The sequence below is a fragment of the uncultured Tateyamaria sp. genome, from assembly GCF_947503465.1.
Classification (GTDB): Bacteria; Pseudomonadota; Alphaproteobacteria; order Rhodobacterales; family Rhodobacteraceae; genus Tateyamaria.
The window spans coordinates 201,480-216,456 of record NZ_CANNDN010000002.1 but is presented as its reverse complement, the minus strand read 5'-3'; the positions used below and the strand labels follow the sequence as shown (position 1 = coordinate 216,456).

Annotated in this window: 14 protein-coding genes and 1 tRNA gene; all 15 read left to right on the top strand. The window is 61.1% G+C overall.

The genetic code is table 11. From position 1 onward, the window contains the following. The first annotated feature begins 84 nt into the window (after nucleotides 1-84). Nucleotides 85-1,032, top strand: coding sequence for a sugar ABC transporter permease (locus tag Q0844_RS13605; RefSeq protein WP_299045760.1), 948 nt, complete (start codon nucleotides 85-87; stop codon nucleotides 1,030-1,032). Between the two features lie 106 nt (nucleotides 1,033-1,138). Beyond that, nucleotides 1,139-2,077 (top strand): carbohydrate ABC transporter permease, encoded by a 939-nt coding sequence (locus tag Q0844_RS13600; protein WP_299045758.1) that lies wholly within the window; start codon nucleotides 1,139-1,141, stop codon nucleotides 2,075-2,077. A 109-nt stretch (nucleotides 2,078-2,186) separates the two neighbouring features. Further along, on the top strand, nucleotides 2,187-2,381 hold the full coding sequence (locus Q0844_RS13595) for a hypothetical protein (RefSeq protein WP_299045755.1): 195 nt from the start codon (nucleotides 2,187-2,189) through the stop codon (nucleotides 2,379-2,381). A 1-nt stretch (nucleotide 2,382) separates the two neighbouring features. Beyond that, nucleotides 2,383-2,751 carry a VOC family protein gene (locus Q0844_RS13590; protein WP_299045752.1) on the top strand — a complete coding sequence of 123 codons (369 nt, stop codon included), beginning with the start codon at nucleotides 2,383-2,385 and terminating at the stop codon, nucleotides 2,749-2,751. Further along, nucleotides 2,744-3,841 (top strand): ABC transporter ATP-binding protein, encoded by a 1,098-nt coding sequence (locus Q0844_RS13585; RefSeq protein WP_299045750.1) that lies wholly within the window; start codon nucleotides 2,744-2,746, stop codon nucleotides 3,839-3,841. The genes Q0844_RS13590 and Q0844_RS13585 overlap by 8 nt, the downstream gene beginning before the upstream one ends. Next, nucleotides 3,834-4,832 (top strand): ABC transporter ATP-binding protein, encoded by a 999-nt coding sequence (locus tag Q0844_RS13580; RefSeq protein ID WP_299045748.1) that lies wholly within the window; start codon nucleotides 3,834-3,836, stop codon nucleotides 4,830-4,832. The genes Q0844_RS13585 and Q0844_RS13580 overlap by 8 nt, the downstream gene beginning before the upstream one ends. A gap of 14 nt (nucleotides 4,833-4,846) precedes the next feature. After that, nucleotides 4,847-6,469 (top strand): dihydroxyacetone kinase subunit DhaK, encoded by a 1,623-nt coding sequence (locus tag Q0844_RS13575; protein WP_299045745.1) that lies wholly within the window; start codon nucleotides 4,847-4,849, stop codon nucleotides 6,467-6,469. Between the two features lie 33 nt (nucleotides 6,470-6,502). Then, the gene (locus tag Q0844_RS13570; protein WP_299045743.1) at nucleotides 6,503-7,528 is read left to right on the top strand and encodes a LacI family DNA-binding transcriptional regulator; all 1,026 of its coding nucleotides are present in this window, start codon (nucleotides 6,503-6,505) and stop codon (nucleotides 7,526-7,528) included. Nucleotides 7,529-7,550: 22 nt separating this feature from the next. Then, nucleotides 7,551-8,606, top strand: coding sequence for a sugar phosphate isomerase/epimerase (locus tag Q0844_RS13565; RefSeq protein ID WP_299045741.1), 1,056 nt, complete (start codon nucleotides 7,551-7,553; stop codon nucleotides 8,604-8,606). Next, on the top strand, nucleotides 8,606-9,739 hold the full coding sequence (locus tag Q0844_RS13560) for a Gfo/Idh/MocA family oxidoreductase (RefSeq protein ID WP_299045738.1): 1,134 nt from the start codon (nucleotides 8,606-8,608) through the stop codon (nucleotides 9,737-9,739). Before Q0844_RS13565 ends, Q0844_RS13560 begins: the two co-directional genes overlap by 1 nt. Nucleotides 9,740-9,802: 63 nt before the next feature. Further along, nucleotides 9,803-9,876 (top strand) — tRNA-Gly (locus tag Q0844_RS13555). An 85-nt stretch (nucleotides 9,877-9,961) separates the two neighbouring features. Next, on the top strand, nucleotides 9,962-11,773 hold the full coding sequence (locus Q0844_RS13550) for an ABC transporter transmembrane domain-containing protein (protein ID WP_299045735.1): 1,812 nt from the start codon (nucleotides 9,962-9,964) through the stop codon (nucleotides 11,771-11,773). Nucleotides 11,774-11,842: 69 nt separating this feature from the next. Beyond that, a complete protein-coding gene (locus Q0844_RS13545; RefSeq protein WP_299045733.1) occupies nucleotides 11,843-12,265 on the top strand; it encodes a BON domain-containing protein in 423 nt (140 codons plus the stop codon). Nucleotides 12,266-12,465: 200 nt separating this feature from the next. Beyond that, the gene (locus tag Q0844_RS13540; protein WP_299046769.1) at nucleotides 12,466-14,364 is read left to right on the top strand and encodes an acyl-CoA synthetase; all 1,899 of its coding nucleotides are present in this window, start codon (nucleotides 12,466-12,468) and stop codon (nucleotides 14,362-14,364) included. Nucleotides 14,365-14,509: 145 nt separating this feature from the next. Then, a complete protein-coding gene (locus Q0844_RS13535) occupies nucleotides 14,510-14,977 on the top strand; it encodes a hypothetical protein (protein WP_299045731.1) in 468 nt (155 codons plus the stop codon).

The following is a 14,977-nucleotide window of genomic DNA, read 5'->3' as shown; positions in this document are numbered from 1 at the left end:
CAGTGAATGCGCACCCTACACCACCATCCGTAGGGTGCGCGGTTTCCGCGCACCGCACCCCTCTCTTTGCCTGGCGGTAGCCCCATGACAAACACCATCACTGACCGCGCTGCCAGGGCCACACCCACCCGCGTTGCCCGCAAGATCAAGGGGCTCAGCGACCGCGCCATCGCGTGGATCTTCGTCGCACCGACGATCTTCCTGCTGCTGGCAATCAACATCTTCCCACTGATCTGGACCATCCAGCTCAGCTTTACCAACTACAAGGCCAACCGGCTGAACCGCGAACCCGAATTCATCGGCCTGCGCAACTATGAACGCATCCTCACGGACAGCGACATCTGGCTGAACATGCAGGCCACCGCGCATTTCCTGTTCTGGACCATCGCGCTCCAGGTGCTGATCGGGTTCACGCTGGCCTGGCTCATCAACAAGAAGTTCAAGGGCAACGACCTCTGGACCACGATCATCGTGCTGCCGATGATGCTGTCTCCGGCGGTGGTCGGCAATTTCTGGAAATTCCTCTACCAGCCGCAAATCGGGCTCTTCAACTACATCGTCGCCTTCTTCACCGGCAAGGACCCCAGCAGCTTTGAAATGCTCGGCTCGGTCCAGCTGGCGCCGTGGTCCATCGTCATCGTGGACACCTGGATGTGGACGCCCTTCGTCATGCTCATTTGCCTTGCGGGCCTGCGCTCCATCCCCGACTACATCTACGAGGCGGCAGAGGTCGACCGCGCCTCGAAACTCCGCCAGTTCTTCACCATCACCATCCCCATGGTGCTGCCGTTCCTGATGCTCGCCGTGCTGTTCCGGGGCATCGAGAATTTCAAGATGTTCGACCTCGTCGTGCAACTCACCGGCGGTGGCCCGGGTTCGACAACCGAACTCACGTCCATCAATCTCAAGCGCGAGGCGTTCGAGAAATGGCGCACCGGCTACGCGTCGGCCTACGCCATTATCCTCTTCGTCACCGTGTTCGGTCTCGCCAGCATCTACGTCAAGGCCCTCAACAAGGTGAAAGAGAGATGACCCACACTCTTCTTTCGGCTCCAAATATCCTCGGGGGGCGGTGCGTACGCACCGGGGGGCAGACAGCCCCCCTCCCAACCCCGACCTCATTCGCGGACCTCGAACCATGAGCGCCTTCTCCATCACCGAACCCACCAAACGCTCCAAGTGGGTCGCGGGCACGCTGGTCATCACCTATGCGCTGATCACCATGATCCCGCTGGCATGGATCATGCTCACCGGCTTCAAATCCCCCAGCGATGCCATCAGCTACCCGCCCAAGGTCGTGTTCGAACCGACGCTGGAAGGGTACGTGAACCTCTTCACCACCCGCACACGGCAAACGCAGGAGTTCCTGGAGGCCAACCCGCCGCAGAACTGGGCGGACGAGATCGTGCGCGAATACGACATGGTCATCGTGGGCCCCTCGAAATTCGGCGAACGGTTCCTGAACTCGGTCATCATCGGCTTCGGGTCGACGTTCCTCAGCATCTTCCTCGGCACCCTGGCCGCCTACGCCTTCAGCCGCTTCAAGATCCCGCTTGCGGACGATCTGCTCTTCTTCATCCTCAGTACGCGGATGATGCCGCCCATCGCCGTCGCGATCCCCATCTTCCTGATGTACCGCAACCTCGGTTTGTCGGACACGCATCTGGGCATGATCCTGCTCTACACCGCCGTGAACATCTCGCTGGCGGTCTGGCTGCTCAAGGGGTTCATCGACGAAATCCCGCGCGAGTATGAAGAGGCGGCGCTGATCGACGGCTACACACGGTTCCAGGCCTTCTACAAGGTGGTGCTGCCACAGGCCGCGACCGGCATCGCGTCTACGGCGATCTTCTGCCTGATCTTCGCCTGGAACGAATACGCCTTCGCGGTGCTGCTCACATCCGCCACGGCCCAGACGGCACCGCCCTTCATCCCGACGATCATCGGCGTCGGCGGCCTCGACTGGCCCGCGGTCGCGGCGGGGGCCACGATCTTCCTGCTGCCCGTGATGATCTTCACCATCCTGCTGCGCAAGCACCTGCTGCGCGGCATTACATTCGGGGCGGTCCGCAAATGATGTCACTACGCGCTGACACAACATCTTGGTGCACCGCAGCGGTGTACAGGTTGTGCACAGGGTGTGCACGGGATGTGCATGCCGGTTTTCGACAGAATGAGGTGCCGACATGAAAGGGTTTCTGACCGGCCTCATGCGCCTGCGCCGCGGCCCGTGGGAGGCGCTGGCGACCATCATCATCGCCCTTGGCGTCTTCATGCTGATGCAGCCCTTCGTGCTCTGGGCCTTCACCTATTCCTTCATCACGACACTGGTGGGCACCGTCATGTTCATCATCGTCAGCCACTTTCCCGAAGGTGAATGAGATGTGGGAACAAGCCTGCCCAATCCTGCCGTCGCGCGATTTCGACATAACGCAGTCCTTCTATGACCGGCTCGATTTCGAGACATGGTACAAGGATGACGGATACCTTCTCATGAACCGCGACCGGGTCGAACTGCACTTTTTTGCCAAGCCGGAACACGCCCCCGAAAGCTGTGATCACGGGGTCTACATACGGCCCGGGAACGTCGATGCCTTTTCTGACGAAGTGGCAAGGCTGGACCTGCCGCGCAGCGGTGCATTCCCGAAATTCACACCCGCCGAAGACAAGCCATGGGGTATGCGCGAAGCGGCGCTTTGGGACCCGGATGGCAACCTTTTGCGGATTGGCGAGGTGATCGCAGATGGCTGAAATCGTTATCAAAAATGTCCGCAAGGAATTTGGTGATTTCGTCGCGGTGCGCGAGTCGAGCTTCACGATCGAGGATGGCGAATTCTTCATGTTGCTGGGGCCCTCGGGCTGCGGCAAGACCACGACGCTGCGCATGATCGCGGGCCTGGAATTGCCCACGTCCGGAGAGATATTTCTCGACGGGGAAGAGATTGGCCAGCGGCCGCCGTCGGAACGCGATATCGCCTTCGTGTTTCAGATGTTTGCGCTTTATCCCCACATGAATGTCTACAAGAACCTCAGCTATCCGCTGGTCAGCCAGGGCATGCCGCGCGCGCAAGTGCGCGCCAAGGTGGACGAGGTGGCAACGATCCTGGGGATCAAGGACATCCTCAAGAAACCCGTGGGGGGCCTGTCGGGCGGCGACCGCCAGCGCGTGGCACTTGGCCGTGCGATCGTGCGCGAACCCAAGGCCTTCATGATGGACGAACCCTTGGGCGCGCTCGACGCCGAATTCCGCGAACACATGGCCGAAGAACTGCGTGCCCTGCATGACCGCATGGGCGCGACCACGGTCTATGTCACCCACGACCAATTGGAAGCCATGCAGATGGGCGACAAGATCGTCGTGATGAACAACGCCGTGGTCGAACAATTCGGCAAGCCGCAGGACATCTACGACATGCCGGCCACGATGTTTGTCGCGGATTTCATCGGCTCACCTTCCATGAACTTCCTGAATTTCAACGGAAAAGTTGGAACGGGTGATACGCAGATATATTTTGATCGCCAGGCCCTTCACGTGCCCGCATTGCGTGAAGGGGCGGCGGGCGACCTAGTCTTTGGTGTGCGTCCCGAACACATTCATTTCTCGTCCGACGGGGCGTATCGGGGCAGGGTCCTGGCCACCGAATACCTTGGCACAACCCAGATCGTGACCCTCGACACACCCAATGGTGAACTCAAGGCGCGCATTGCCTCGGACCAACCTGCTCGCGTGGGCGAGGCGGTCGGCCTGGGGTTCAACAGCAAGACTGTGACCTTGTTCGACAAGGCATCGGGACGCGCCTTGCGATCCGAACTGAACGAAGGGGTGCTGGCAGATGGCTGAGGTGCAACTGAACGGCGTGTCCAAGTCCTTCAAGGCGACCAAGGCCGTGATCGACATGGACCTGACCATTCCCGATGGCGCTTTCGTCGTCCTGCTTGGACCCACGGGGGCAGGTAAAACAACAACCCTACGGCTGATTGCCGGGCTGGAAAAACCGGATGCCGGAGACATCCGGATCGGCGGCGTGTCGGTGGCAGGGTTGACCCCGGCGCAACGCGATGTCGCCATGGTGTTCCAGCAGTATTCGCTGTATCCGCACATGTCTGTCCGGGACAATCTGGCCTTTCCGCTCCGGTCGCTGATCCTCAAGACACCCGAAGATGAAATTGAACGTAAAGTCAAAGAGGTGGCCGGCGTTCTTCACATTCCACATAAACTGGACAACAAGGCCACTGAGCTGTCGGGCGGCGAGATGCAGCGCGTGTCCATTGGCCGCGCACTGGTGCGGGATCCGCAGGTGTATCTGATGGATGAACCCCTGTCATCGCTTGATGCCAAGTTGCGGGCCGACCTGCGGATCGAGCTGAAGCGCATCCACGCGGAACTGGCGGCAACGCTTCTGTACGTCACGCACGACCAGATCGAGGCGATGACCATGGCCACCCATGTCGGCGTTCTGGACCAAGGGCGTTTGGTGCAATTCGGGACGCCGCGTGACATCTATGAAAACCCTTGCACCGCGTATGTTGCCGCGCGGCTGGGCCAACCCCGGATCAACCTCTTGCCTGTGGGTATCATGGGCGAAGATGCACCACCCGGCGCGCATCAGGTCGGCCTGCGTCCGGAAAACATTCGGCACGGAGCGGGGCGCGATGCCCAGGTCGTGCGCGTCGAACACCTGGGTGATCAGACGCGGTTGCACCTGAAAGTGGCCGATCACGACGTCATCACCCTGACTGATCCCCATACCAGCCTCAGCGCGGGTGAGACCATCCAGATCGCCCCCGAAAATCCCGTTTTCTTCGACGCCGCAGGCGCGCGGATCACCTGAGAAAGGACACGCACATGGCACAATTCGTCAACGCGAAAGAGGACCTTGTCAAAGAGGCCATTGACGGGCTTTTGGCCTGCTCAGGGGGGGCGCTGGCGCGGCTGGACGGGTATCCGCACATCAAGGTGGTGTATCGCGCCGATTGGGCCCGCGACCGCGTCGCGTTGATCTCGGGCGGCGGGTCCGGGCACGAACCGGCCCATGCCGGCTTTGTTGGCCCCGGCATGCTGACCGCTGCCGTCTGTGGCGAGGTGTTCGCGTCGCCCTCGGTCGAGGCAGTGCTGGCCGGGATCCTCGCCGTGACGGGGGAAGCCGGGTGTTTGTTGATCGTCAAGAACTATACCGGCGACAGGCTCAATTTCGGATTGGCGGCAGAACGCGCAAGGGCGTTGGGCCGCAAGGTCGAGATGGTGGTGGTGGATGACGACATCGCCTTGCCGGATCTGCCACAACCGCGCGGCGTGGCCGGCACGTTATTCGTGCACAAGATCGCCGGCGCACTGGCCGACGCAGGCAAGCCGCTGGACGCGGTCGCTGCCGCAGCCCGACGGGTCATCGCGAATGTCGCCACGATTGGAACCAGCCTTGACACCTGCACCGTGCCCGGATCGCCCAAGGAAAACCGCATCCCCGAGGGCAAGGCGGAACTGGGCCTTGGCATCCACGGCGAACCCGGGGTCGAACAGGTTGCCTTTTCCGACGCAGCCCAGGCCATGGATATCGTATTGGACAAGCTGCGTGCACATGCTGAACCCGGCCCGTGTGTCGCACTCCTGAACAATCTCGGTTCGACGACACCGCTTGAGATGGCGGTGCTAAGCCACGGTCTGGCGACCTCGGGGATTGCGGGGCAGGTGATCGGACCGTCGCTGATGATGACATCGCTGGACATGCACGGGTTCTCGGTCTCGGTTCTTCCGGTCAATCAGGAAGAACAACGCGCATTGGCCGTTCCGGTGCCCATGGCGGCCTGGCCGGGCGTGCATGATATCGTCGACGTGCCCGTGACGGCGCTGCCCGATGGGTTGACACCGATCGAACCGATCCCGTCGTCCAACGCTCGGACGCGCGATACCATCGCACAGGTTGCGGATGTTCTGATCGCGGCCGAGGGTGCACTGAACGAACTCGATGCCAAGTCCGGCGATGGCGACACGGGCAGCACACTCGCCACGGCGGCGCGTGCGCTGAAGGACCGGCTGGACGCGATGCCACTGGCTGATCTGACGCAACTTTTTCCGGCCCTCGGCAATGAACTGAGCCAGACCATGGGCGGCTCGTCTGGCGTGATCCTGGCGATCTATTTCAACGCGGCTGGCGATGCCTGCGCGGGCGGCGCGCCGGTGCACAAGGCGTTGGTTGAGGGATTGAAACGCGTCAGCGATGTGGGCGGGGCCAGCGTCGGCGATCGCACCATGATCGACGCGCTGGCTCCGGCGCTTGATGCGTTGGGGCAGGGTATTGATGCGGCCGCGGCGGCGGCGCGGGCCGGTGCGGACAGTACGGCCAACATTCACCGTGCAAAGGCCGGGCGGGCGGCGTATGTCCCCTCCGAGAACCTCAAGGGGCACAATGACCCCGGCGCCGAAGCGGTTGCCTTGGTGTTCGAAGGGTTGGCCGAAGCCATGAAAGGGTAGGCACGCTTGAACAAGCAGGACACCAAGTCAGTCTTGAAACCGACAGTCAACGACATCGCGCGGGTGGCGGGCGTGTCTTTGGCGACGGTGGACCGTGTTCTGAATGCCCGTCCGGGCGTGCGATCCGTCACCATTGAAAAGGTGAACAAGGCCATTGCCGAACTGGGCTATGTCCGGGACACGGCGGCAGCCAACCTGGCGCGGGGCCGCGTCTACAACCTTGTGTTCATCCTGCCGGATACGGCCAACGAATTTGTGGTGGCGCTGGATCACCACGTTGTCGAACAAGCCGCAAAGCTGCGGCACCAGCGCACGACGCTGGACACCATACGCGTGCCCCCGTTTGATCCGCAGGCCTTGGTGCACACGTTGGATGCCGTGGATGCGACACAAACCGATGGGGTCGCCGTTTTCGGCCCCGAAACCCCGTCGGTCCGGGACGCCGTCAAACGCGCCCGTGCCCGCGGAATTGTGGTCGTGGCGCTGGTCGCTGATTTGCCAAGCTCCGACAGGGATCATTTCATCGGCGTGGACAATGTGGCGGCCGGACGAACCGCGGCCCACCTGATGGGCCGTTTCGCGCGCGGTACGGGCCGCGTTCTGGTCATTACGGGATCGCGGTTGGCGCGTGATCACCTTGAACGGCGCAAAGGGTTTGACGCCGTGATGTCCGCGCAGTTTCCCAGTCTCGATGTCGTCGCCTCGATCGAAGGGCGGGACGATCCGGACTTGATCCGACATATGCTGCCGGATGTTTTCGCGTCCTACCCGGATCTGTGTGGCATCTATTCCTCGGCCGCTGGCAATCCGGGGTTGATCCAGTATCTGAGCGACCATCCCCGTCCGGGGCTTGTCGTGATCGCCCATGAATTGACGCCGACCTCTCGGACGGCGTTGGAAAGCGATGTGTTTGATGCAATCATCTCGCAGGACACAGGGCATCTGGTCCGGTCCGCCGTGCGACTGATGAAGGCGACTGCAGACCGCCAGCCCATCGATCACACGCAGGAACGCATTCGCATCGACATCTATTTGAAGGAAAACATGCCCACGTCCTGAGGGCATGAAGGGAGGAAACATCATGAAAACGATCCAGGGTCCGGCGCTGTTTCTGGCGCAGTTCGCGGGCGATGAGGCGCCATTCAACTCTTGGGACGCGATCACCAAGTGGGCGGCCGATTGCGGGTACAGGGGTGTGCAGGTGCCCAGCTGGGATGGGCGGCTCTTTGACGTGATGAAGGCTGCGGGGTCGCAGGATTACTGTGACGAATTCACGGGCAAGGCGCGCGAAAACGGGGTCGAGGTGACCGAATTGTCCACCCACCTGCAGGGCCAGCTTGTGGCGGTTCACCCGGCCTATGATGATGCGTTTGACGGCTTTGCCGCGCCAGAGGTACGGGGCAATCCCAAGGCACGGCAGGAATGGGCCGTCGAACAGGTCAAATACGCGCTGTCGGCATCTTCGCGGATGGGGATCAAGGCGCACGCGACGTTCTCGGGCGCGCTTGCATGGCCCTATGTCTATCCGTGGCCGCAACGCCCTGCCGGTCTGGTCGAGACGGCCTTTGACGAATTGGCCGCGCGTTGGCGTCCGATCCTTGATCATGCGGACGAGATGGGTGTGGATGTCTGCTATGAAATCCACCCCGGTGAGGACTTGCATGACGGCGTAACCTTCGAGATGTTCCTTGAGCGTCTCGACAATCACCCGCGCTGCAACATGCTGTATGACCCCAGCCACTACGTGCTGCAATGTCTGGATTACCTTGACAATATCGACATCTACAAGGATCGGATCCGGATGTTCCACGTCAAGGATGCCGAGTTCAATCCGACCGGGCGGCAGGGTGTTTATTCGGGCTACCAAAGCTGGGTGGATCGCGCCGGACGCTTCCGCAGCCTTGGCGATGGGCAGGTCGATTTCGGGGCCGTGTTCTCCAAAATGGCGGCCAATGATTTCGACGGTTGGGCCGTTGTCGAATGGGAGTGCTGCCTGAAACATCCAGAGGATGGCGCACGCGAAGGCGCGCAATTCGTCCAGGACCACATCATTCGCGTGACCGAACGTGCGTTTGACGATTTTGCAGACGGCGGCACGGATGAGGCGGCCAATCGCAAGATGCTGGGGATCGACTGATGGCGGACCGTATCAAACTGGGCATGGTGGGCGGCGGCAACGACGCGTTTATCGGTGGCGTACATCGCATCGCGAGCCGCATTGACGATCGTTTCGAACTGGTGGCAGGTGCACTGAGTTCAACGCCGGAGAAATCGCAGGCCAGTGGCGCGGCGCTTGGCCTGCCGCGCATCTATGACGATTTCAAACTGATGGCGCAGCGAGAGGCGCGGCGTAAGGATGGGATTGATGCCGTCAGCATCGTGACGCCAAACCACGTACATTTCGCCGCCGCGCGCGAATTTCTGAAGCGCGGTATTCACGTGATTTGCGACAAGCCGCTGACGTCGACCCTGATGGATGCCAAGAAGCTGGTGAAGGCGGCGGAGGACAGTGGCGCGCTCTTTATTCTCACCCACAACTACACGGGCTATCCGATGGTGCGACAGGCGCGCGACATGGTTGCCAACGGCGACATCGGCGTGATCCGCGTGGTGCAGGTGGAATACCCCCAAGACTGGCTGACGATCGAGCAGGACTTCAAGCAGGCCGAATGGCGCACCGATCCGGCTCGGTCCGGCGCAGGCGGATCAACCGGCGATATCGGAACGCATGCCTTCAACCTTGCCTGCTTCGTGACCGGGCTCGAGGTCGATAGCCTTGCCGCGGACCTGACAGCCTTTGTCCCGGGGCGGCAGGTCGACGACAACGGTCATGTGATGCTGCGATTCGAAGGTGGCGCAAAGGGCATGCTGTGGTGCAGCCAAGTGGCACCGGGCAATGAAAATGCGCTGCGCATCCGGGTCTATGGCGACAAGGGCGGCCTTGAATGGGCGCAAGAGGATCCGAACTACCTGTGGCACACGCCCTTCGGTGAGCCGAAGCGCCTGATCACGCGGAATGGGGCCGGGGCTGGCGATGGCGCTGCGCGCGTGTCCCGCATCCCGCCGGGCCATCCCGAAGGTTATCTGGAAGGGTTTGCCAACATCTATACCGAAGCCGCGACCGCCATTGCCGCAGTCAAGGCAGGCAAAGCGGTGCCGGGTGATGTGATCTACCCCACCATTCACGACGGGTTGAAAGGGGTGCAGTTCGTGTCGGCTTGTGTCAAATCCTCATCCCGGAATGCGGCCTGGGTGAAGCTGGATCATTGATCAGGTGGGCGATGGGGCGGCTTGACCCGCCCCGGCCCTTGGCATATCTGATCCATCGGAGCTGCGGGCGTTGTGTAGTGGTAAGACCTTAGCCTTCCAAGCTAATGACGCGGGTTCGATTCCCGCCGCCCGCTCCAAACCTTTCCCCTGCGCGGCCCTGTCCACTTGACCTGACAGTAAAGGTGCAGGCATGTGCGGGATGCAGAAGTTGCCGGAGACCGCATGGCCGACCAGACGACCGCCGCCGCACCGCCGAACGCAGGCACGCAAGAGCGCGAGAAATCCAAGAAGATCGGTGCATTGCGCGCGCTTTGGCCTTTCATTCTGCCCTATTGGAAGCTGATGTTGGCGGCCATTGCGGCCCTTGTGTCAACGGCCATCGTGTCGTTGGCGTTGCCGCTGGCGGTGCGCCGTGTGGTCGACAATTTCAATACCGCCGACTCCGAGATACTTGATCTCTATTTCCTGGCAGCCATCGGGATCGCCGGTCTGCTCGCGATCGGGACGGCTGTGCGCTACATGCTGGTCACGCGTCTTGGGGAACGTGTGGTGGCGGATATCCGCAAGGCTGTATTCGATCGGGTGATCGGAATGTCCCCCAGCTTTTATGAAAACATCATGACCGGAGAGGTGCTGAGCCGGATCACCACCGACACGACGTTGATCCTGAGCGTTGTGGGATCGTCCATTTCCATCGCGTTGCGCAACGTGCTGATCTTTATCGGCGGTCTTGTTCTGATGCTGCTGACATCCGCCAAGCTGACGGGTCTTGTACTGTTGATCGTCCCTGCGGTCATCATACCGATCCTTGTGCTGGGCCGTCGCTTGCGGGTGCTGAGCCGCGAAAACCAAGATTGGATCGCCGCGTCGTCCGGGCGCGCCTCGGAACAGTTGAGCGCCGTGCAAACCGTTCAGGCGTTCACCCATGAAACGGTAAGCCGGGCGATGTTCTCTGATGTGACCGAACAAAGCTATGGATCGGCCAGACGGCGCATCGCGACGCGGGCGTTGATGACAGCCATTGTGATTTTCCTTGTTTTTGTGGGCATCGTCGGCGTGCTTTGGATCGGCGCAAATGATGTACGATCCGAAGTGATGACGATGGGCGCGCTGATCCAGTTCGTCATCTACGCGGTGATGGTTGCCGGCGCGGTTGCAGCCCTGTCCGAAATCATCGGTGAATTGCAGCGCGCCGCCGGCGCCACAGAGCGACTGGTCGAACTATTGCAGACTGACGACACCGTCCGCGACGTGGCGCAGCCTGCACAATTGGCGCATCCCGTACAGGGGCACATCACATTCGAAAACGTGCAGTTCGCCTACCCCTCGCGTCCGAAAATCAATGCGCTTGACGGTGTGTCCCTGGACATTCAGGCCGGTGAAACCGTTGCCTTTGTCGGCCCATCCGGCGCAGGAAAGACCACGATCATTCAGATGCTGTTGCGGTTTTATGATCCGCAACACGGGCGTGTCATGCTGGATGGCGTGGACGTGGCGCAGATGGAACGCGAAGCGTTTCGCCAGCACATTGCGCTGGTGCCGCAGGACCCGATTATCTTTGCGGCCTCGGCGGCTGAAAACATCGGCTTTGGCAGTCCGGGCGCACAGCAGGCCGAGATCGAAGCGGCAGCGCGTGCCGCAGCAGCGCATGATTTCATCATGAATCTGCCGCAAGGGTACGACAGTCCCTTGGGAGAACGCGGTGTCATGCTGTCGGGCGGCCAAAAGCAGCGTATCGCCATTGCCCGGGCCATTTTGCGGGATGCTCCGGTTCTTCTGCTGGACGAGGCGACCAGCGCATTGGATGCCGAGAGCGAACGCGCGGTCCAGCAGGCCGTTGATGGTTTGGCCGAAGGGCGCACCACCCTGATCGTGGCGCATCGTCTGGCGACCGTGAAAAAGGCGGACCGTATCGTTGTGTTGGATCAGGGTCGCGTCGTGGCACAGGGCCCGCATGACACATTGGTGTCCGAGGATGGGCTTTATGCAAGGCTCGCCCGCTTGCAATTCACGGATGGTATGGCTGCCGAATAATTCCCCTTAGCGGGCCCTGCGCAATCTGGTTTGACGCGTTCAAGCGTTGACCGGGGTGCGAGGTGCAAAGTGGGGAAGTGGCCGTTTGTGAAAGGGCGCGGCAAGGTCCTGACCAATGATGGCGTTGATCTGACGGCGGACATTTTGCGCGACGAGTTGCGGCGCCTTGACCTTGATGCCCGACATTTGTCGATCCAGGTGCAGGACGATGTCGTGTTTCTGTCGGGCGGCGTGCCCGCCCAGGACGACAAGGAGCGCATCATCTTGACCGTTGGCAACGTGCATGGAGTGGCAGCCGTGATCGAAGATATCCCAAGCGCGGGTGAACCCAGTTTCTACACAATTGTGCCCGGCGATACGCTCAAATCCGTGGCGGCCACCAGGTTGGGCTGCGCGGACCGCTGTCAAGACATCCTTGCGGCGAACCGGCCCATGCTGGCATCTGCAGACATGATTTATCGCGGGCAGGTCCTTCGGTTGCCGCATGTGTAAGCGCCTAAGGCGCGGTTGTCCTGCGCCACATGCCGGTCAAATGGACTGCGCGTGACCCAAGGTCACTTGCTCTGACGCGGCGTCCGACACCTGCGCTGCCCCTTGCAATGCTTGAACATTGCGTCAATCCACCGCATCTTGTGGCCGAGGGATTACTGCGCCGCAAACGAAAAAACCATGGCGCTACAGGGAGGATGACCATGCCATTTGCCGGGATCGCGGACCGCGACGCCATTCAGAACGAAATGCCCTGGGAAGAGCGTGACGTTGCCAAAACCTTGTTCGGCATGCTCAGCCGTACTGCCGAAAAATACCCCAGCCACAATGCGGTCAGCTATCAGATATTCTCGGATCCGAAGTCCAAGGCGGAAACTCTGACCTGGTCACAGCTGCAGGGCCGCACGGCGCAATGCGCCAACATGCTGCGGGCCCACGGCATCGGTCCCAAGGACGTGGTCGCCTATATCCTGCCCAATGCGACCGAGACCGTTGTGGCCCTGCTGGGCGGCGCGACTGCCGGCATCGTGAACCCGATCAACCCGTTGCTGGATGCCGAACAGATTGGTGCCATCCTGCGTGAAACGGGTGCCAAGGCGGTCATTACGCTGCGCGCCTTCCCGAAAACGGACGTGGCGCAGAAGACGACTGAAGCGGTCAAACTGGCCCCGAACTGCAAGACGATCTTCGAGGTTGATCTGCTGGGCCACGTATCGGGCCTCAAGTCCTTTATCATTCCGCTGATCCGTCCGAAGATGGAGAAGGCGCCGGGCATTACGTATCTCGATTTCAATGCCGAATGCGGGAAACACCCAACCACACTTCAGTTCGAGGACGTGCAGGAAGATCGGGTGGCGTGCTATTTCCACACCGGTGGCACGACGGGCATGCCCAAGGTCGCGCAGCACAAGTATTCCGGGATGGTCTATAATGGGTGGGTCGGTGCGACCGTCCTGTTGTCGGCCGAAGACAACATACTGGCCCCGCTGCCGCTGTTCCACGTGATGGCTGCGCATGTTCTGCTGCTGGGTGCAGTGGCATCCGGCGCGCATTGCATTTTCCCGACCCCACAAGGGTACCGGGGCGAGGGCGTGTTCGACAACATCTGGAAGCTGACGGAGCGGTGGAAAGTCACGTTCATCGCGTCGGTGCCGACGGCAATCGCCGCCATGATGCAACGTCCCATTGATGCCGACGTCAGTACGGTGAAATCCACTTTCTCGGGATCCGCCCCGTTGCCACAGGAATTGTTCAAGCGCTATGAAAGCGCCGCAGGCGTCGAGATTGTCGAAGGCTACGGCATGACCGAGGCGACCTGCCTTGTGTCGGGTAACCCGATCGATGGCGAAAAGAAAATCGGTTCGGTTGGCATCCCGTTCCCCTATACGGACGTGAAAATCTACAAGAGCACGCCCGACGGTCCGGTCGAGGCTGGTGTGGACGAGATCGGCGAGATCTGTGTCAGCAACCCCGGTGTGTGGGCGGGCAACACCTATACCGAAGCCGACAAAAACAAAGACCTGTATTTCAATGAAAAGTACCTGAGGACGGGTGATCTGGGGCGTCTGGATGCTGATGGCTATCTTTGGATCACGGGGCGCGCCAAGGACCTGATCATTCGCGGTGGGCACAACATCGACCCGGCCGAAATCGAAGAAGCGCTGCTGGGCCACGAGGCCGTGGCCTTTGCCGGCGCGATTGGTCAGCCGGACGCGCACTCGGGTGAGATCCCCTGCGCTTACGTGGAATTGGTCGAAGGTGCGAGCGTCACACCTGACGAGTTGCTGGCGTTCTGCAAGGAACATGTGCACGAACGGGCGGCACAGCCCAAGCACATGACCATCATGGACGAGTTGCCCAAAACCGCGGTTGGCAAGATCTTCAAGCCAGACCTGCGCAAAGAGGCGATCACGCGCATCTATAACGCCGCCCTGGCCGAGGCAGGGTTGAAGGCCCAGGTCGTTTCGGTCACCGAAGACAAGAAGCGCGGGCTTGTGGCCCAGATTGCCGCGAATGGCGAGGGCGAAACCGCGATCCAAACGGTTTTGGGTGACTTCATCCGCCCATGGGAAATCGCCTCGGAAGCGATGGCGGCCGAATAAGTCACGCAGCCGGAAGAGACATGGGGCGCGGTCATTCCTTGGTGGCCGCGCCATTCTCATGTGCGGGATCTGACAAAGACGTGAGCGGCGTTTTCAAAACCGCTCCGCTATGGTGCGTCCAAGACGATTGCTGTGTGAGGCACCTATGCCCAAATCCAGGAAACGAACCAAATCAGCCGCACCCGAAACGACCCGGACCGCGTTGTCACGTCGATCAGTCCTGGGCGGCGGTGCTGCGGCCTCTGCCGCGGTTCTGGGGGCCGGGGTTTGGGGCATCAGCTCGTTTCGAACTTACGCTGCGGAACACGATCTGACGCGGGTCGGCAATGGCGATCCGGCGATCGTGCAGATCCACGACCCACAATGCCCTACCTGTACGGCCCTGCAAAAACAGACCCGCCGCGCGTTACGCGATTTTGACGACTGCGGAATGACCTACCTTGTTGCGGATATCAACACGCCGGAAGGCGCGGCCTTTGCCCGTCGCTATAATGCGCCGCATGTCACCCTGTTGTTGTTTGACGGCGCTGGTGAATTACAGCGCAAGGTGCAGGGTTTGCAGCAAGCCGCAACGCTGGCAGAAGTCTTTGCGGCCCACAAGGCGACGGCCTGA

What these genes read in the sequence shown, in the direction of transcription:
- Q0844_RS13535 (WP_299045731.1), top strand. Translation starts at nt 14,510, where the DNA reads ATGCCCAAATCCAGGAAACGAACCAAATCAGCCGCACCCGAAACGACC.
- Q0844_RS13595 (WP_299045755.1), top strand. Translation starts at nt 2,187, where the DNA reads ATGAAAGGGTTTCTGACCGGCCTCATGCGCCTGCGCCGCGGCCCGTGG.
- Q0844_RS13550 (WP_299045735.1), top strand. Translation starts at nt 9,962, where the DNA reads ATGGCCGACCAGACGACCGCCGCCGCACCGCCGAACGCAGGCACGCAA.
- Q0844_RS13600 (WP_299045758.1), top strand. Translation starts at nt 1,139, where the DNA reads ATGAGCGCCTTCTCCATCACCGAACCCACCAAACGCTCCAAGTGGGTC.
- Q0844_RS13540 (WP_299046769.1), top strand. Translation starts at nt 12,466, where the DNA reads ATGCCATTTGCCGGGATCGCGGACCGCGACGCCATTCAGAACGAAATG.
- Q0844_RS13565 (WP_299045741.1), top strand. Translation starts at nt 7,551, where the DNA reads ATGAAAACGATCCAGGGTCCGGCGCTGTTTCTGGCGCAGTTCGCGGGC.
- Q0844_RS13585 (WP_299045750.1), top strand. Translation starts at nt 2,744, where the DNA reads ATGGCTGAAATCGTTATCAAAAATGTCCGCAAGGAATTTGGTGATTTC.
- Q0844_RS13560 (WP_299045738.1), top strand. Translation starts at nt 8,606, where the DNA reads ATGGCGGACCGTATCAAACTGGGCATGGTGGGCGGCGGCAACGACGCG.
- Q0844_RS13575 (WP_299045745.1), top strand. Translation starts at nt 4,847, where the DNA reads ATGGCACAATTCGTCAACGCGAAAGAGGACCTTGTCAAAGAGGCCATT.
- Q0844_RS13580 (WP_299045748.1), top strand. Translation starts at nt 3,834, where the DNA reads ATGGCTGAGGTGCAACTGAACGGCGTGTCCAAGTCCTTCAAGGCGACC.
- Q0844_RS13590 (WP_299045752.1), top strand. Translation starts at nt 2,383, where the DNA reads ATGTGGGAACAAGCCTGCCCAATCCTGCCGTCGCGCGATTTCGACATA.
- Q0844_RS13605 (WP_299045760.1), top strand. Translation starts at nt 85, where the DNA reads ATGACAAACACCATCACTGACCGCGCTGCCAGGGCCACACCCACCCGC.